The 18,243-nt window shown below is 60.4% G+C and carries 12 protein-coding genes; 9 read left to right on the forward strand and 3 right to left on the reverse strand.

Features of this window, described 5'->3' with window-relative positions; translation table 11 throughout:
* Positions 1-384: 384 nt before the first annotated feature.
* Positions 385-4,521, forward strand: coding sequence for a DNA-directed RNA polymerase subunit beta (rpoB, locus tag PGB28_RS08970; protein ID WP_271421164.1), 4,137 nt, complete (start codon positions 385-387; stop codon positions 4,519-4,521).
* A gap of 97 nt (positions 4,522-4,618) precedes the next feature.
* Positions 4,619-8,857: a DNA-directed RNA polymerase subunit beta' gene (gene rpoC / locus PGB28_RS08975; protein ID WP_271421165.1), complete on the forward strand. Its 4,239-nt coding sequence runs from the start codon at positions 4,619-4,621 to the stop codon at positions 8,855-8,857.
* Positions 8,858-8,936: 79 nt separating this feature from the next.
* Here the strand turns inward: rpoC and betA are convergent, their stop codons facing one another.
* Both betA and betI read right to left on the reverse strand, forming a co-directional pair.
* Positions 8,937-10,595, reverse strand: a complete 1,659-nt coding sequence (gene betA, locus PGB28_RS08980) for a choline dehydrogenase (RefSeq protein WP_271421166.1) — start codon at positions 10,593-10,595, stop codon at positions 8,937-8,939.
* Positions 10,592-11,170 carry a choline-binding transcriptional repressor BetI gene (gene betI, locus PGB28_RS08985; protein ID WP_271421167.1) on the reverse strand — a complete coding sequence of 193 codons (579 nt, stop codon included), beginning with the start codon at positions 11,168-11,170 and terminating at the stop codon, positions 10,592-10,594. The genes betA and betI overlap by 4 nt, the downstream gene beginning before the upstream one ends.
* A gap of 96 nt (positions 11,171-11,266) precedes the next feature.
* On the opposite strand from betI, the gene PGB28_RS08990 reads away from it, so the two are divergent.
* The 3 genes from PGB28_RS08990 to PGB28_RS09000 are packed head-to-tail and all read left to right on the forward strand — an operon-like array spanning position 11,267 to position 13,910.
* Positions 11,267-12,355: a CaiB/BaiF CoA transferase family protein gene (locus tag PGB28_RS08990; RefSeq protein WP_271421168.1), complete on the forward strand. Its 1,089-nt coding sequence runs from the start codon at positions 11,267-11,269 to the stop codon at positions 12,353-12,355.
* Positions 12,348-13,016: a nitroreductase gene (locus tag PGB28_RS08995; RefSeq protein WP_271421169.1), complete on the forward strand. Its 669-nt coding sequence runs from the start codon at positions 12,348-12,350 to the stop codon at positions 13,014-13,016. Before PGB28_RS08990 ends, PGB28_RS08995 begins: the two co-directional genes overlap by 8 nt.
* 6 nt (positions 13,017-13,022) lie before the next feature.
* Positions 13,023-13,910 carry a DMT family transporter gene (locus PGB28_RS09000; protein WP_271421170.1) on the forward strand — a complete coding sequence of 296 codons (888 nt, stop codon included), beginning with the start codon at positions 13,023-13,025 and terminating at the stop codon, positions 13,908-13,910.
* Here the strand turns inward: PGB28_RS09000 and PGB28_RS09005 are convergent.
* Positions 13,857-14,681 (reverse strand): putative rhamnosyl transferase, encoded by an 825-nt coding sequence (locus PGB28_RS09005; protein ID WP_271421171.1) that lies wholly within the window; start codon positions 14,679-14,681, stop codon positions 13,857-13,859. The two genes, PGB28_RS09000 and PGB28_RS09005, sit on opposite strands and share 54 nt — an antisense overlap.
* Before the next feature lie 363 nt (positions 14,682-15,044).
* Here PGB28_RS09005 and rpsL point away from each other — a divergent pair, with 363 nt between their 5' ends.
* The 4 genes from rpsL to PGB28_RS09025 all read left to right on the forward strand — a co-directional run.
* Positions 15,045-15,416, forward strand: coding sequence for a 30S ribosomal protein S12 (gene rpsL / locus PGB28_RS09010; protein WP_005621086.1), 372 nt, complete (start codon positions 15,045-15,047; stop codon positions 15,414-15,416).
* 12 nt (positions 15,417-15,428) lie between these two features.
* A complete protein-coding gene (rpsG, locus tag PGB28_RS09015; RefSeq protein WP_271421172.1) occupies positions 15,429-15,899 on the forward strand; it encodes a 30S ribosomal protein S7 in 471 nt (156 codons plus the stop codon).
* A gap of 20 nt (positions 15,900-15,919) precedes the next feature.
* Positions 15,920-18,037: an elongation factor G gene (gene fusA / locus PGB28_RS09020; protein ID WP_271421173.1), complete on the forward strand. Its 2,118-nt coding sequence runs from the start codon at positions 15,920-15,922 to the stop codon at positions 18,035-18,037.
* Between the two features lie 87 nt (positions 18,038-18,124).
* A partial coding sequence (locus PGB28_RS09025) for a GTP-binding protein (RefSeq protein ID WP_271421187.1) occupies positions 18,125-18,243 on the forward strand: 119 nt, incomplete at its 3' end.

Genomic DNA, 18,243 nt, shown 5'->3' on the forward strand with positions numbered 1-18,243 from the left:
GCTTTTTGGCATGCTTTCCTAGATTAAAGTTTCATCAACCCTTGGGCTCAGGGGTTGCGCTCTTTGCGTTCACGACATATTTGGAAGTTTCACGCGGTTTCGAGCGATTCGGAGCCGCCTTTTCTGTCTGGAAACATGGGAGCCCCTCACTCAAATCTGATTTGTCTGACATGCTCCGAAAGGTCAGCCAAATCAAAGAATTAACCTTCCTGGCTCGGTAAGGCTCTGATGTGCAGGGCTTTTCCAAGGCAGGAAAGCAAATCGAGAGCGGCGCGGTGGGACGCGCAGCGAGAATGGATTTGTTGGCCAGCTTGTCTCTGATGGGTGCGATTGCAGAAGCCCGACTGCGATCGGTCCGGTGAGAAATGAAAGGTGTCCAGACACATGGCGCAAAGCTTCCTCGGTCAAAAACGTCTTCGCCGCTATTACGGCAAGATCCGTGAAGTCCTTGAAATGCCGAACCTTATCGAGGTTCAGAAATCTTCTTATGATCTCTTCCTGAAATCCGGTGATCAGCTGGAGCCGATGGACGGCGAAGGCATCAAAGGTGTTTTTCAGTCGGTGTTCCCGATCAAGGATTTCAACGAAACATCCGTTCTGGAATTCGTAAATTACGAGCTGGAAAAGCCGAAATTCGACGTTGAAGAATGCCAGCAGCGCGATCTGACCTACAGCGCGCCGCTCAAAGTGACGCTGCGCCTCATCGTGTTTGATGTGGACGAGGATACCGGCGCGAAATCCGTCAAGGACATCAAGGAACAGGATGTGTTCATGGGCGATATGCCCCTGATGACACCGAATGGCACCTTTGTCGTGAACGGCACTGAACGCGTGATCGTGTCCCAGATGCACCGCTCGCCCGGTGTGTTCTTTGACCATGACAAGGGCAAGACCCACAGCTCGGGCAAGCTGCTCTTTGCCTGCCGCATCATTCCCTATCGCGGCTCGTGGCTGGACTTTGAATTTGACGCCAAGGACATCGTCTTTGCACGCATCGACCGCCGCCGGAAACTCCCGGTGACGACGCTTCTCTACGCTCTTGGTCTCGACCAGGAAGCTATCATGGATGCCTATTACAACACGGTGTCCTATACCCTGCGCAAAGGCGAAGGCTGGGCGACCAAGTTCTTCCCCGAGCGTGTGCGCGGCACCCGCCCGACCTATGACCTTGTGGATGCGGGCACCGGCGAAGTGATTGCCGAAGCGGGCAAGAAAGTCACCCCGCGCGCTGTCAAGAAGCTGATCGACGAAGGCAAGGTTGAGGAACTGCTGCTGCCGTTCGACCAGATTGTCGGCAAATTCGTCGCCAAGGACATCATCAACGAAGAAACCGGCGCGATCTATGTCGAGGCCGGCGATGAGCTGACCTGGGAAGTGGACAAGGACGGGGACGTCACCGGCGGTTCGCTCAAGGAACTGCTGGATGCGGGTATCACCGAGATCCCGGTTCTGGACATCGACAACATCACGGTCGGCCCCTACATGCGCAACACCATGGCGCAGGACAAGAACATGAACCGCGACACCGCGCTCATGGATATCTACCGCGTGATGCGTCCGGGCGAGCCGCCCACCGTCGAAGCGGCCTCTGCGCTGTTCGACACGCTGTTCTTTGACAGCGAGCGTTATGACCTGTCCGCTGTTGGCCGCGTGAAGATGAACATGCGTCTGGCGCTGGAGAAGCCCGACACCCAGCGCACGCTGGACCGCGAAGACATCGTGGCCTGTGTCAAGGCGCTGGTGGAGCTGCGTGACGGCAAGGGCGACATCGACGACATCGACCACCTTGGCAACCGCCGTGTGCGCTCGGTCGGCGAATTGATGGAAAACCAGTACCGCGTCGGTCTTCTCCGTATGGAGCGCGCGATCAAGGAGCGCATGTCGTCAGTCGAGATCGACACCGTCATGCCGCAGGATCTGATCAACGCGAAACCGGCGGCTGCCGCGGTGCGCGAATTCTTTGGCTCCTCGCAGCTTAGCCAATTCATGGACCAGACCAACCCGCTCTCGGAAGTCACGCACAAACGCCGTCTCTCGGCGCTTGGGCCGGGCGGTCTGACCCGTGAGCGTGCCGGCTTTGAGGTGCGCGACGTGCACCCGACCCACTATGGCCGGATGTGCCCGATTGAAACGCCGGAAGGCCCGAACATCGGTCTGATCAACTCGCTGGCTACCTTTGCCCGCGTGAACAAATACGGCTTCATCGAGACCCCCTACCGCGTGGTCAAGGACGGCACCGTCACCGACGAAGTGCACTACATGTCCGCAACCGAGGAAATGCGCCACACCGTGGCGCAGGCGAACGCCAATCTCGACGAAAACATGAAGTTCGTGAACGATCTGGTGTCGACCCGGAAATCCGGTGACTACACGCTTTCGCCGAACGAAAACGTGGACCTGATCGACGTTAGCCCGAAACAGCTGGTCTCGGTTGCGGCCTCGCTCATTCCGTTCCTGGAAAACGACGACGCGAACCGCGCTCTGATGGGCTCGAACATGCAACGTCAGGCGGTTCCGACGCTCCGTTCCGAGGCACCGCTTGTGGGCACCGGGATCGAAGAGGTCGTGGCACGTGACTCCGGCGCCGCGATCACCGCGTTCCGCGCCGGTGTGATCGACCAGGTGGACGCACAGCGGATCGTGATCCGGGCCACGGAAGACCTCGAAGTGGGTGATCCGGGCGTGGATATCTACCGCATGCGCAAGTTCCAGCGTTCTAACCAGAACACCTGTATCAACCAGCGTCCGCTGGTGAAGGTGGGTGACACTGTTCAGAAAGGCGAGGTGATTGCCGATGGCCCGTCCACCGATATGGGTGAACTGGCTCTGGGCAAGAACGTCATCGTCGCCTTCATGCCCTGGAATGGCTACAACTACGAAGACTCGATCCTGATCTCTGAGCGCATCGCGCGTGATGACGTCTTTACCTCGGTCCATATCGAGGAATTCGAAGTCGCGGCACGTGACACCAAGCTTGGGCCGGAAGAGATCACCCGCGATATCCCCAACGTGGGCGAGGAAGCGCTACGCAATCTCGATGAGGCGGGCATCGTCTATATCGGTGCCGATGTGGAGCCGGGCGATATCCTCGTGGGCAAGATCACTCCGAAGGGTGAATCGCCGATGACGCCGGAGGAAAAACTGCTCCGCGCGATCTTTGGCGAGAAAGCCTCGGACGTGCGCGACACCTCGCTGCGCGTCAAGCCGGGTGATTTCGGCACGGTCGTGGAAGTGCGCGTGTTCAACCGCCATGGTGTGGAAAAAGACGAGCGTGCGCTGCAGATCGAACGCGAAGAGATCGAGCGTCTGGCCCGTGACCGGGACGACGAATTGGGCATTCTGGACCGCAACATCTATGCGCGTCTGAAGACCCTGATCCTTGGCAAAACCGCTGTCAAAGGCCCGCGTGGCGTGAAAGCGAACTCGGAAATCACCGAGGAGCTGCTGGAAAGCCTGAGCCGTGGCCAGTGGTGGCAGCTGGCGCTGTCCGAAGAGGAAGACGCCAAAATCGTCGAAGCGCTCAACGAGCAATATGAGGCGCAGAAGCGCCAGCTCGATGCGCGGTTCGAGGACAAGGTGGAGAAGGTGCGCCGCGGCGACGATCTGCCCCCGGGCGTGATGAAGATGGTCAAGGTTTTCGTGGCGGTGAAGCGCAAGCTGCAGCCGGGCGACAAGATGGCCGGCCGTCACGGCAACAAGGGTGTGATTTCCCGCGTTGTTCCGATGGAGGACATGCCGTTCCTCGCGGACGGGACACCGGTGGATTTCTGTCTCAACCCGCTGGGCGTGCCGTCGCGGATGAACGTTGGTCAGATCCTTGAAACCCATATGGGCTGGGCCGCGCGCGGTCTGGGTCTGAAGATCGACGATGCTCTGGGCGAATATCGCCGCTCTGGCGACATGACCCCGGTCCGCGAAGCGCTGCGCATCGCGTATGGCGACGAGGTCTATGAAGAGGGCCTTGCCGGTATGGACGAGGCGGATCTTCTGGAAGCGGCGGGCAATGTGACCCGCGGTGTGCCGATCGCAACGCCGGTCTTCGACGGGGCGAAGGAGATGGATGTCAACGATGCGCTGACCCGCGCGGGCTTTGACACGTCGGGCCAGTCGATCCTGTTTGATGGCCGCACCGGTGAGCAATTCTCGCGTCCTGTGACTGTGGGCGTGAAATACCTGCTCAAGCTGCACCACCTTGTGGATGACAAGATCCACGCGCGGTCTACCGGGCCTTACAGCCTTGTGACCCAGCAGCCGCTGGGCGGTAAAGCGCAGTTCGGTGGCCAGCGTTTCGGGGAAATGGAGGTCTGGGCTCTGGAAGCTTATGGCGCCGCCTACACCCTGCAGGAAATGCTGACCGTGAAATCGGACGACGTGGCCGGCCGGACCAAGGTCTATGAGAGCATCGTCAAGGGCGAAGACAATTTCGAGGCCGGTGTGCCGGAGAGCTTCAACGTGCTCGTGAAAGAAGTCCGTGGCCTTGGCCTGAACATGGAACTCCTGGATGCGGAGGAGGATGAGTAAGCGCAACGTGCCGAAATCTTTCAAAGGTTTCGGCCCGTTTTCTTCAAAAGAAAACGGCGCGAACCCAACCCTTTCCGCCAGCCTTTAAGGAAATCAAATGAACCAGGAACTGACCAACAACCCGTTCAACCCGCTCACGCCGCCCAAGGTGTTTGACGAGATCAAAGTCTCGCTCGCCTCGCCGGAGCGGATCCTCTCTTGGTCCTATGGTGAGATCAAGAAGCCGGAAACCATCAACTACCGCACGTTCAAACCTGAGCGTGACGGTTTGTTCTGCGCGCGTATCTTTGGCCCGATCAAGGACTACGAATGCCTCTGCGGCAAATATAAGCGCATGAAATATCGCGGCGTTGTCTGCGAGAAATGCGGCGTGGAAGTGACCCTGCAAAAGGTCCGCCGCGAACGCATGGGCCATATCGAGCTGGCCGCGCCCTGCGCCCATATCTGGTTCCTCAAGTCGCTGCCCTCGCGTATTGGCCTGATGCTGGACATGACGCTGCGCGATCTGGAGCGGGTTCTCTACTTTGAGAATTACGTTGTGATCGAGCCGGGCCTGACCGACCTCACCTATGGCCAGATGCTCTCGGAAGAAGAGTTCATGGACGCCCAGGACGCCTATGGCATGGATGCCTTCACCGCCAATATCGGCGCCGAGGCCATCCGCGAAATGCTGGCGGCGATTGATCTGGAATCCGAGGCCGAGCAACTGCGCGCCGATCTCAAAGAGGCGACAGGCGAGCTGAAGCCCAAGAAGATCATCAAGCGTCTGAAGGTGGTCGAAAGCTTCCTCGAATCCGGCAACCGCCCGGAATGGATGGTGCTGACCGTGATCCCCGTGATCCCGCCGGAACTGCGCCCGCTGGTGCCGCTGGATGGGGGCCGTTTCGCGACCTCTGACCTCAACGACCTCTATCGCCGCGTGATCAACCGGAACAACCGTCTCAAGCGCCTGATCGAGCTGCGCGCGCCCGATATCATCGTCCGGAACGAAAAGCGGATGCTGCAAGAATCGGTTGATGCGCTGTTCGACAACGGTCGCCGTGGTCGCGTCATCACCGGTGCCAACAAGCGCCCGCTGAAATCGCTCAGCGACATGCTCAAAGGCAAGCAGGGCCGCTTCCGTCAGAACCTTCTGGGGAAACGCGTCGACTTCTCGGGCCGGTCTGTCATCGTGACCGGGCCGGAGCTGAAGCTGCACCAATGTGGCCTGCCCAAGAAGATGGCCTTGGAACTGTTCAAGCCGTTCATCTATTCGCGGCTTGAGGCCAAGGGGCTCAGCTCCACGGTCAAGCAAGCCAAGAAGCTGGTGGAAAAAGAGCGTCCCGAGGTGTGGGATATCCTTGATGAGGTAATCCGCGAGCATCCGGTCCTGTTGAACCGCGCGCCGACGCTGCACCGTCTGGGCATTCAGGCCTTTGAGCCCGTGCTGATCGAAGGCAAGGCGATCCAGCTTCACCCGCTGGTCTGTTCGGCGTTCAACGCGGACTTTGACGGCGACCAGATGGCTGTGCACGTCCCGCTTTCGCTGGAAGCCCAGCTGGAAGCACGCGTTCTGATGATGTCGACGAACAACGTTCTGTCGCCGGCAAACGGCGCGCCGATCATCGTTCCGTCGCAGGACATGATCCTTGGCCTTTACTACGTGTCGATCCAGCGTGACGGCATGAAGGGCGAGGGCATGGTGTTCTCGTCGATCGAGGAAGTCGAACACGCTCTGGGCGCGGGTGAAGTGCATATGCACGCCAAGATCACCGCGCGGATCAAGCAGATCGATGAAAACGGGCTGGAAGTCTACAAGCGTTATGAAACCACCCCGGGCCGTGTGCGGCTGGGTGCGCTTCTGCCGCTGAATACCAAGGCACCGTTCGAGCTTGTGAACCGTCTGTTGCGGAAGAAAGACGTGCAGAACGTCATCGACACCGTCTACCGCTACTGCGGTCAGAAAGAGAGCGTCATCTTCTGTGACCAGATCATGACCATGGGTTTCCGCGAAGCGTTCAAGGCGGGCATTTCGTTCGGCAAGGACGACATGGTGATCCCCGATGGTAAATGGACCATCGTGGACGAGACCCGTGATCAGGTGAAAGACTTTGAACAACAGTACATGGACGGCCTGATCACTCAGGGCGAGAAGTACAACAAGGTTGTCGATGCATGGTCGAAATGTAACGACAAGGTCACCGAGGCGATGATGTCGACCATCTCGGCGGAACGACGCGACGAAAACGGCGCGGTCATGGAGCCGAACTCGGTCTACATGATGGCCCATTCGGGTGCGCGTGGCTCGGTTACACAGATGAAGCAGCTGGGCGGGATGCGCGGCCTGATGGCGAAGCCGAACGGCGACATCATCGAAACGCCGATCATCTCGAACTTCAAGGAAGGTCTGACCGTTCTTGAATACTTCAACTCGACCCACGGCGCCCGTAAGGGTCTGTCGGATACCGCTCTGAAAACCGCGAACTCCGGTTACCTGACCCGTCGTCTTGTCGACGTCGCGCAGGACTGCATTGTGCGCATGAAGGACTGTGGCACCGACAAGTCGATCACGGCGGAAGCGGCCGTGAACGATGGCGAGGTTGTCGCATCGCTGGGCGAACGTGTTCTGGGCCGTGTCGCGGCCGAGGATGTGCTGCGCCCGGGTACAGAAGAGGTGCTGATCAAGGAAGGTCAGCTGATCGACGAACGCGCTGCGGACTCGGTCGAGGTCGCGGGCGTACCCAAGATGCGTATCCGCTCGCCGCTGACCTGTGAGGCCGAGGAAGGCGTCTGCGCCATGTGCTATGGCCGTGACCTTGCGCGCGGCACCATGGTGAATACCGGCGAAGCCGTTGGTATCATCGCGGCACAGTCCATCGGCGAACCCGGTACGCAGCTGACGATGCGGACTTTCCACATCGGCGGTGTTGCGCAGGGTGGCCAACAGTCGTTCCAGGAAGCGGGTCAGGAAGGCGAGATCGCCTTTGAAGGCGCCAGCACGCTGGAAAACTCGTCTGGCGAAACGCTGGTCATGGGCCGTAACATGAAGCTGATCATCCGCGATGAGCACGGTGCGGAACGGGCCAGCTTCAAGCTGGGCTACGGCACAAAGCTGTTCGTCAAGGAAGGCGACAAGGTTGGCCGGGGCGACAAGCTTTATGAGTGGGACCCCTACACGCTGCCGATCCTGGCCGAAAAAGACGGTATCGCGCGTCACGTGGACCTGGTGAACGGCGTGGCCGTGCGCGAGGAAACCGACGATGCAACCGGTATGACCCAGAAGATCGTGGCCGACTGGCGCGCCGCGCCCAAAGGCAACGAGCTGAAGCCCGAGATCATCCTGATCGACGGCGATGGCGAGCCGGTGCGCAACGAGGCGGGCAACCCGATCACCTATCCGATGTCGGTGGACGCGATCCTGTCGGTCGAAGACATGGCAGAGGTCAAGGCCGGTGACGTTGTCGCGCGGATCCCGCGCGAAGGTGCCAAGACCAAGGACATCACCGGTGGTCTGCCGCGTGTTGCCGAACTGTTCGAGGCCCGTCGTCCCAAGGATCACGCGATCATCGCCGAAATCGATGGTTACGTGCGCTTTGGCAAGGACTACAAGAACAAGCGCCGCATCTCGATCGAACCGTCGGACGACACGATGGAGCCCGTCGAATACATGGTGCCCAAGGGCAAGCACATTCCGGTTCAGGAAGGCGATTTTGTCCAGAAGGGCGACTATATCATGGACGGCAACCCCGCGCCGCATGACATCCTGGCCATCATGGGTGTCGAAGCGCTGGCGAACTACATGATCGACGAGGTTCAGGACGTCTATCGTCTGCAGGGTGTGAAGATCAACGACAAGCATGTCGAAGTGATCGTGCGCCAGATGCTGCAGAAATGGGAGATCCAGGACAGTGGCGACACCACGCTGCTCAAGGGCGAACATGTGGACAAGGCCGAGTTTGACGCGGCCAATGAAAAGTCCATCGCCAAGGGCGGTCGTCCGGCACAGGGCGAGCCGATCCTGCTTGGGATCACCAAGGCATCGCTGCAAACGCGCTCCTTCATCTCGGCGGCTTCCTTCCAAGAGACCACCCGCGTGCTCACCGAGGCCTCGGTGCAGGGCAAGAAGGACAAGCTGGTCGGTCTCAAGGAGAACGTCATCGTGGGCCGCCTGATCCCGGCGGGCACAGGTGGCGCGACCCAGAAGGTCCGTCATATTGCGCAAAGCCGCGACAACGTGGTGATCGAGGCACGCCGCGAAGAGGCCGAAGCCGCTGCTGCGTTGGTCGCTCCGTCCGATGACATGGTCGGTGGCGACGCGTTCAGCCAGCCGATCGTGGACGAGGAAAGCCGCGATTAAGCGTCTCACCTGACATTAAAAAGCCCCGTCCGCAGATATGCGGGCGGGGCTTTTTCTTTGCCGGTCCGCGCGGGTTCGCTTAGCGCTGTTGCGTTTCCCAATCCGGATGGAACCAGGGTTGGGCATTGTCGCGTGGCAGCACGCCCCGACCAAGAATGTGATCAGCCGCCTTCTCTCCAACCATGATGGACGGCCCATTCAGATTGCCGTTGGTGATGCGCGGAAAGATGGAACTGTCGGCTACGCGCAGACGTTCGACACCGATCACGCGGCATTCCGGGTCGACCACAGCTTGCGGGTCGTCGGCAGCCCCCATCCGGCAAGTGCCGCAAGGATGATAGGCGCTTTCGACATGTTCCCGGATGAAGTCGTCGAGCTCATCATCGGTCTGGCAATCGGCACCGGGTTGAATCTCATGACTAGCAAAGGGTGCGAAGGCCTCTTGTGCAAAGATCTCGCGTGTGAGGCGGATGCAGGTGCGGAAATCCTCCCAGTCCTTGGCATGGGACATGTAGTTGAACAGGATGCACGGCGCATCGCGCGGATCGGCGGATCGCAGGGTCACGGCACCACGTGACGGAGACCGCATGGGGCCGGTATGCGCCTGAAATCCGTGGCCTTCGGCGGCGGTCTGACCGTCATAGCGCACGGCAATGGGAAGGAAGTGGTACTGGATGTCGGGGTAACGGACCCCCGCCCGGGAGCGGATGAACCCGGTGCTTTCGAACTGGTTCGATGCACCGGGACCGGATCGGTTGAGCATCCATTGCAGCCCCACCCAGGCCTTGCCGAACAGGTTCCAGTATTTGTAAAGCGACACCGGCTGGGACGCGGCCATCTGGATGTAGAGTTCCAGATGGTCCTGAAGGTTGCGGCCCACGCCGGGGCGATTGGCAACAACGTCGATGCCGTGGGCGGCCAGCTGCGCGCCCGGTCCGATCCCCGACAGCATCAAGAGTTTCGGGCTATTGATGGCCGAAGCCGCGAGAATGACTTCGCGATTTGCATGAATGCGCTCTTCCCCGCCGTGGCGCAGGACATCGACGCCACGGGCGCTGCCGTCCTCGATCACGATCTTGGTCGCCAGCCCACGAATGACTTGACACAGGCCCGTCGCCTCCGCCGGGCGCAGATAGGCCCGCGCGGCGGACCAGCGCTGGCCTTTGTGGATCGTCGCCTCAAACGGGCCAAACCCTTCCTGTTTCTCGCCGTTGTAATCAGCGGTCACGTCATAGCCCGCCTGCATGCCCGCTTCGACAAAGGCGCGGGTCAGCGGATTGGTACGCGGGCCACGCGTGACATGCAGCGGGCCGTGCGCGCCCCGCCAATCGGGGTCACCACCATGGCCGGCATCATCCCAGCATTCCATGCGTTTGAAATAGGGCAGCACATCGGCATAGGACCATCCGCGTGCGCCGCTGTCTTCCCAATGCTCGTAATCGCCCGCATGGCCGCGGACATAAACCATCCCGTTGATAGAGGACGATCCGCCCAGCACCTTGCCACGCGGACAGGCCAGACGCCTGCCGCCAAGATAGGGTTCCGGTTCGGTCCGATAGCCCCAATCATAGCGTTTCATGTTCATCGGAAAGGACAGCGCACCGGGCATCTGGATCAGTGGCCCCGCATCCGTGCCACCATATTCAATGACAATGACGGAATACCCCGCTTCGGTCAGGCGGTAGGCCATGGCGCACCCGGCCGAGCCCGCGCCGACAATCACGTAATCCGCGTTCATTGGTTTGCCCGTGCGAGTTCGATCTCGAGTTGGCGCAGGATCGTGGCTGTTGCGCGGGCACCATCCGGGGCGGCGCTCAGGCCCTCGCGCAGGTAAAGCCCATCGATCAGCGCGGCGATCCGTTCGGCGGCCTCGACCGGGTGGCGGACCAATGGCCGCAAGGCGTGGCGCAGGTTCGAGCGCAGCCTGCGCTGATAAATGGACAACAGCCTGTGGGCCTCGGGCGAAGACAGCGCCAGCGCGTAGAAATTCATCCAGGCCGAGACGACAGCGCGCTGGAAATTGTCACCGGAAAACCCGGCTTCGACAATGCCCGCAAGCCGATCCCGGGGCGACGTGGCCCCGCGCAAGGCCGCGCGCACCTCTTGCCCATAGGCCGACAGGATATGCGTCATCGTCGCCAGGAAGATCTGGTCCTTGCCGCCGAAATAATGATGGGCCAGCCCGGATGAGACGCCAGCGCGGCGCGCAATGGCAGACACGGTAATATCCAGCGAGCCGGTCGCGCCGATCTCGGCAATTGTTGCCGCGATCAGCGCCTCACGCCGGATCGGCTCCATTCCTTGTTTGGGCATTTTGTGCTCTCATCGCGTTGTGACCGGGCAAACATATGTTATTGATTGACTGGTCAGTCAATAAAAATCAGAGCGAACAGCGCGGGGGAGAACGGGGTGCTCAACGGGATACGCATTGTTGAGGTCGAAGGGCTTGGCCCCGGACCGTTTGCCGGGATGATGCTGGCGGATCTGGGCGCGGATGTGATTGTGGTGCATCGCAAAAGCGGCGGGACCAATCCGGCCAAAGGCGCGGAAAACCTTTTGGATCGCGGCAAACGCTCGATTGCGCTGGACCTGAAGGATGCGGGTGATGTGCGGCTCTTCAAGCGTATCGTGGCAACGGCGGATGGACTGATCGAAGGGTTTCGCCCGGGTGTCATGGAACGACTTGGCCTTGGTCCTGAAGATTTGCACAAAGTCTGCCCAACGCTTGTCTACGGACGCATGACTGGCTGGGGGCAGGATGGGCCACGCGCTGAGCAGGCCGGGCATGATCTCAACTATCTCGGGCTGTCTGGCGCGCTTTGGTATGCCTCGCCGCCGGGACAGCCACCGCAGACGCCGCCGACACTGGTCGGTGATATTGGTGGCGGGGCTATGTATCTGGTTGCGGGCATGCTGGCGGGGCTGCTTAGGGCCAGGACCACGGGGCAGGGCTGTGTGGTGGACGCGTCAATCGTCGATGGCTCGGCGCATATGATGGCGCTTTTGATGTCGCTGCAATCGGCGGGCGCGCTCAATGAGACGCGAGGTCAGAGCCTGTTGGACGGGCCGCATTGGAGCCGTTGTTACACCTGCGCCTGCGGTGGGTATCTGTCGGTACAGGCGCTGGAGCCGCAGTTTTATGCGCAGTTTCTCGATCTGGCCGGGCTGGCAGATGATCCGGCATTTGCAGCGCAATATGACAGGGCTCAGTGGCCCCAACAGGCGGCGCGGCTTGAGGCGCTTTTTGCTGCGCAGCCATTGTCGCATTGGCTGACTGTGTTCGATGGCAGTGATGCCTGCGTTGCGCCAGTGCTCAGCCCATGGCAGTCGCGCGACGACGCGCATTTGACCGCGCGCGGCGTCTGGGTCGAGGGACCGGGTGGCCTGCAGCCGCGTGCGGCACCGCGATTTGACGGGCACATGCCGGATATGCCGGGTAAGGTGCCCGGGCGGGATGCCGACCGCGATGCAATCCTGAAGGACCTGGAGAATGAATGAGTTCGACGCCCTGAACCGGATCATGGAGCGGCGCTATTCCTGCCGTCGATTTCGACCCGATCCGGTGCCGCGCGCGGAGATCGAGGCCGTGGTGCGCACAGCGCAAAAGGTGCCGTCCTGGTGCAATTCCCAGCCGTGGCAGGTGATCATAACAGACGCCCGCGAAACCGACCGATTGCGCGATGCGCTGCAAGCGGCGATGGACAGGCCCGCCGCACCGGACATTGCATTCCCTGTCGCCTATGAAGGCGTTTACAAGGATCGACGGCGGGAATGCGGCTGGCAGCTTTATGAGGCGGTTGGCGTCGCGAAAGGCGATCGCGAAGGATCGGCCCGCCAGATGGCGGAGAATTTCCGCTTTTTTGACGCGCCGCATGTGGCGCTGGTAACGACACCTGCGGCACTCGGCACATATGGAGCCATCGACTGCGGTGCGTTTGTCACCGCCTTCACGCTTGCCGCCGCCGCGCGTGGTATCGATACGATCCCACAGGCCGCGCTGGCCGCTTATGCGCCGTTCTTTCGGGATCGCTATGATATTCCCGATGACCGGCAGTTTGTCTGCGGCATCTCCTTTGGCTATGGCGATGCCACGCATCCGGCCAATGGGTTTCGCACGAACCGCGCCGCGCCCGGTGACGTGATCGAGTGGCGGGACTGACCCAATATGCAGGACAATACCAAAGGCGCGTTGCTGATGATGGGCTCCATGGCGGGGTTCACCTTTAACGACACAATGGTCAAACTGACCGGGGGCGAGGTGCCGTTGTTCCAGTTGGTGTTTCTGCGCGGGGTGCTGGCGAGTTTCGGGATTTATCTGATCGCGCGCTATCTGGGCGCGGTGCGATTGACCCTGCCGCGGCGGGACTGGGCGCTCGTTCTGATCCGGTCTGCGGCCGAAATCGCCGCAACGGTGTTCTTCCTGTCGGCGTTGTTTCGCATGCCATTGGCCAATGTGACAGCGGTGTTGCAGATCCTGCCGCTCAGCGTCGCCTTGGGGGCGGCGTTGATATTCCGGGAACAGGTCGGGTGGCGCCGGTGGCTGGCCATCGCGGTGGGGTTTTGCGGCATGCTCCTGATCGTGCGCCCGGGCCCCGAGGGCTTCAGCACCGCAACCCTATACGCGCTGATCACTGTGGTTTGTGCCACCATCCGTGATCTTGCGACCCGGCGCATGTCCAGCGCGGTGCCCTCCATGATGGTGTCGCTCTGCGCGGCCCTGTCGGTCACGATCTTTGCCGGATTGGCCAGCCTGCCCGGAGGCTGGGCACCGGTCAGCGCGCAGAACGCGCTCTACATTCTGGGGGCGGCGGGCTTCATCCTTGGGGCCTACCTGTGCAGCGTCATGGTGATGCGCGTGGGCGATGTGTCGTTCACCGCGCCATTCCGCTACACGGGGCTGATCTGGGCGCTGATCCTTGGCTATCTGATCTGGGGCGACTGGCCGACACCGCTGACATTGCTGGGGGCGGGGATTGTCGTGTCGATGGGGCTTTACACGCTATTCCGTGAAAACCGGCTGGCCCGCAAAAATCTTGCGCACCGCCTCCGCTGAGATGGCGAAGGACTCCTGAAAATAGGCCTCCCCCTCCAGATCGAGCCGTTTGAGTTTGACCTTGGTCACGCGCTTGCCCTGACGCGAGTCGTTGTGGTCGTTGTGGCCGCGCACATACATGTTCTCATGGGTGAAGGTGACGGTAGGCATGAACCGGTTGAGCCGGTTATGGCCGAAATTCATGATCGTGTGGCGGGCCCAGGGTTTGACCGCCATGGCCAGTGCCACGCCCCAATAGGGGGTTACGGTTTCCTCGGCCAGAATGCCCGCCGCATCGGGGCGTGCGATATAGCCCCGGTTGAAATCAAAGCCGACAAGCCGGTGGGATTTGAGCAGCGCCTTGCAGTCCACCGCCGCCTCCCGCAACCGCTGGACAAAGGTGACCGCCACCGCGTCATCGTCATCGTGGCGGAATTGCAGGCAGGGTTTCCCAAGATCGTCGCGCGCGTCGTTGAGCAGCTCGGCCATGACCTGCCGGTGATTGCGCGGCGGCTGGGCCACCACACGTGCCTGCGGGAAATCGGCGATCAGGTCCATCAACCGGTCGTGATATGGCTTGGGCAACTGGTCGCCGATCACGATGAGAAGGGTGAAATCGCCGTCGGTCTGCGCCTTGAGACCGGGCAGGGTGATGGCCTCGAAATGGCGGAAACGTTCCTCCATCCGATCTGCGGCATAGAGATAGGCGATACGATCCTCGATACGGTCATGTTCAACCTGGAACCCGCCAAGCGCCGGATATGAAAACCGGCACAACCCAATCACCTGCATCGACGATCCTTGCCTCTTGAACTCTTGCTGCTGATGCAGCAAACCATGGCATTGCGGCATTGACTTGGCAATGTCTGCGGCCTTGCCCGGGCGATGTCGGGACCCACTGTTGACAAGCTTTCCGACTCCCCCTATACGCGCCGCTATCTCGGCACCGGGCAGCCCCTTTGCCGACTTCATATTGCAGTGGTCAAGATCCGGGCACTTATAGCTCCGATCCTCTGATAACCAACCGCGTCGTACACCTCGGAATGGGTACGGTCGCGGATTTTGCGTTTTTGCGTCAGCCTTAGACGCAATTGAACAGAACCCGCACGCGCCCGTCGCGTGCATGAAATGAGAGCAACCGGGGAAGAGACCTCTATGCCAACGATTCAGCAGCTGATCCGCAAGCCGCGTCAGCCCAAAGTCAAACGCTCCAAGTCCATGCATCTGGAGCAATGTCCGCAAAAACGCGGCGTGTGCACACGCGTCTACACCACCACTCCGAAGAAGCCGAACTCGGCGATGCGGAAAGTGGCCAAGGTGCGTCTGACCAACGGTTTCGAAGTGATCAGCTACATCCCCGGTGAAAGCCACAACCTGCAGGAACACTCGGTTGTGCTGATCCGCGGCGGTCGTGTCAAAGACCTTCCCGGTGTGCGTTACCACATCCTTCGCGGTGTTCTGGATACCCAGGGCGTCAAAGACCGTAAGCAACGCCGCTCGAAATACGGCGCGAAGCGTCCCAAGTAAGAGGATTACGATATGTCCCGCCGTCACGCCGCTGAAAAACGCGAAGTCCTGCCTGACGCCAAATATGGCGACAAGGTTCTGACCAAATTCATGAACAACCTGATGATCGACGGCAAGAAGTCGGTCGCAGAGAAAATCGTCTACAATGCGCTGGAGCGTATCGAAGACAAGGTGAAGCGCGCGCCCGTGGAGCTGTTCCACGAAGCGCTCGACAATATCAAGCCGTCGGTAGAGGTTCGCTCCCGCCGGGTTGGTGGTGCTACCTACCAGGTACCCGTCGAAGTGCGCCCCGAGCGCCGCGAAGCGCTGGCCATCCGCTGGCTGATTAACGCGTCGCGCGCCCGCAACGAAAACACCATGGAAGAACGCCTCGCCGGCGAGCTGCTGGATGCTGTAAATTCCCGCGGTTCCGCTGTGAAGAAGCGCGAAGACACCCACAAGATGGCCGACGCGAACAAAGCGTTCAGCCATTACCGCTGGTAAACCCACGAGGCATCAGACCAATGGCACGCGATTATCCGCTCGACCGCTACCGCAACTTCGGCATCATGGCCCATATCGACGCAGGCAAGACCACCTGCTCGGAACGGATCCTGTTTTATACCGGCAAATCCCACAACATTGGTGAGGTGCACGATGGTGCGGCCACCATGGACTGGATGGAGCAGGAACAGGAACGCGGGATCACCATCACTTCGGCTGCGACTACCACCTTCTGGGAACGCACCGAAGATGGCGAAACCGCCGACACGCCCAAGCACCGGATGAACATCATCGACACACCCGGCCACGTGGACTTCACCATCGAAGTCGAACGCTCGCTGGCAGTTCTCGACGGTGCGGTTGCGGTTCTTGACGCCAACGCAGGCGTTGAACCCCAGACCGAAACCGTGTGGCGTCAGGCTGACCGCTACAAGGTTCCGCGTATCGTGTTCGTCAACAAGATGGACAAGATCGGCGCTGACTTCTTCAACTGCGTGCACATGATCGAAGACCGCACCGGCGCGATTGCTGTGCCTGTCGGTATCCCGATTGGTGCCGAGAACGAGCTTGAAGGTCTGATTGACCTCGTCACCATGGAAGAATGGCTGTGGCAGGGCGAAGATCTGGGTGCGTCCTGGATCAAGGCCCCGATCCGCGACAGCCTCAAGGACATGGCCGACGAATGGCGCGCCAAGATGATCGAGAACGCCGTCGAAATGGACGACGACGCGATGGAAGCCTATCTCGAAGGCGAAGAGCCTGACGTTCCCACGCTGCGCAAACTGCTGCGCAAGGGTACGCTTGCGATGGCCTTTGTGCCGGTTCTGGGCGGCTCTGCCTTCAAGAACAAAGGCGTGCAGCCGCTGCTCAACGCCGTGATCGACTACCTGCCCAGCCCGCTGGACGTTGTTGATTACATGGGCTTCAAGCCGGGCGACGAGACCGAGACACGGAACATCCCGCGCCGCGCAGACGACGACATGCCTTTCGCGGGTCTGGCGTTCAAAATCATGAACGACCCGTTTGTCGGTTCGCTGACCTTTACCCGCATCTACTCGGGTAAAATGAACAAGGGTGACTCGATCCTGAACTCGACCAAGGGCAAGAAAGAGCGCATCGGTCGTATGATGATGATGCACTCCAACAACCGTGAAGAGATCGAAGAGGCATTTGCCGGTGACATCATCGCGCTGGCGGGTCTGAAAGACACCACCACCGGTGACACGCTGTGCGACGCCAAGGATCCTGTGGTTCTCGAAACCATGACCTTCCCCGATCCGGTGATCGAGATCGCCGTTGAGCCCAAGACCAAGGGCGACCAGGAGAAGATGTCCGCAGGTCTGGCCCGTCTGGCTGCAGAAGACCCGTCCTTCCGCGTGGAGACCGACCTCGAGTCCGGTCAGACCATCATGAAGGGCATGGGCGAACTGCACCTCGACATTCTGGTTGACCGCCTGAAGCGTGAATTCAAGGTCGAAGCCAATATCGGTGCACCCCAGGTGGCCTATCGCGAGACCATCTCGCACGAGGTCGAGCACACCTACACCCACAAGAAACAGTCGGGTGGTTCGGGTCAGTTCGCCGAGGTCAAAATGGTCATCGCACCGACAGAAGCTGGCGAAGGCTACTCCTTCGAGTCCCGCATCGTTGGTGGTTCTGTGCCCAAGGAATACATCCCGGGCGTCGAAAAAGGCATCAACTCGGTCATGGATAGCGGCCCGCTGGCTGGTTTCCCCGTGATCGACTTCAAGGTGGCCCTGATCGACGGTAAGTTCCACGATGTGGACTCCAGCGTTCTGGCGTTCGAAATCGCAGCACGTATGTGCATGCGCGAAGGCATGAAGAAAGCGGGCGCCAAGCTGCTGGAGCCGATGATGAAGGTCGAAGTGGTCACTCCGGAAGAATATACCGGCGGGATCATCGGCGACCTGACCTCGCGTCGCGGTCAGGTGTCGGGGCAGGAGCCGCGCGGCAACGCCGTTGCGATCAACGCCTTCGTGCCGCTGGCCAACATGTTCGGCTACATCAACACCCTGCGCTCCATGTCGTCGGGCCGCGCGCAGTTCACGATGCAGTTCGACCATTACGACCCGGTTCCGCAGAACATCTCGGACGAGATTCAGGCAAAATACGCATAATGGGATGGCGGGGTTGACCCCGCCCTACCCACCAACCGTAGGGCGGGGCTCACCCCGCCACCCACAAAAATCAAGGGAGCCAATACCATGGCAAAGGAAAAGTTTGAGCGTTCCAAACCGCACGTGAACATCGGCACGATTGGTCACGTTGACCACGGCAAGACGACGCTGACGGCGGCGATCACCAAGCAATTTGGTGACTTCAA

The sequence above is a fragment of the Primorskyibacter aestuariivivens genome (assembly GCF_028023675.1).
GTDB classification, from domain to species: domain Bacteria; phylum Pseudomonadota; class Alphaproteobacteria; order Rhodobacterales; family Rhodobacteraceae; genus Marinovum; species Marinovum aestuariivivens.

Coding starts and splice junctions, on each gene's coding strand:
- rpsL (WP_005621086.1), top strand. CDS start 15,045: ATGCCAACGATTCAGCAGCTGATCCGCAAGCCGCGTCAGCCCAAAGTC.
- PGB28_RS08995 (WP_271421169.1), top strand. CDS start 12,348: ATGAATGAGTTCGACGCCCTGAACCGGATCATGGAGCGGCGCTATTCC.
- rpoC (WP_271421165.1), top strand. CDS start 4,619: ATGAACCAGGAACTGACCAACAACCCGTTCAACCCGCTCACGCCGCCC.
- betA (WP_271421166.1), bottom strand. CDS start 10,595: ATGAACGCGGATTACGTGATTGTCGGCGCGGGCTCGGCCGGGTGCGCC.
- PGB28_RS09005 (WP_271421171.1), bottom strand. CDS start 14,681: ATGCAGGTGATTGGGTTGTGCCGGTTTTCATATCCGGCGCTTGGCGGG.
- rpoB (WP_271421164.1), top strand. CDS start 385: ATGGCGCAAAGCTTCCTCGGTCAAAAACGTCTTCGCCGCTATTACGGC.
- betI (WP_271421167.1), bottom strand. CDS start 11,170: ATGCCCAAACAAGGAATGGAGCCGATCCGGCGTGAGGCGCTGATCGCG.
- PGB28_RS09000 (WP_271421170.1), top strand. CDS start 13,023: ATGCAGGACAATACCAAAGGCGCGTTGCTGATGATGGGCTCCATGGCG.
- fusA (WP_271421173.1), top strand. CDS start 15,920: ATGGCACGCGATTATCCGCTCGACCGCTACCGCAACTTCGGCATCATG.
- rpsG (WP_271421172.1), top strand. CDS start 15,429: ATGTCCCGCCGTCACGCCGCTGAAAAACGCGAAGTCCTGCCTGACGCC.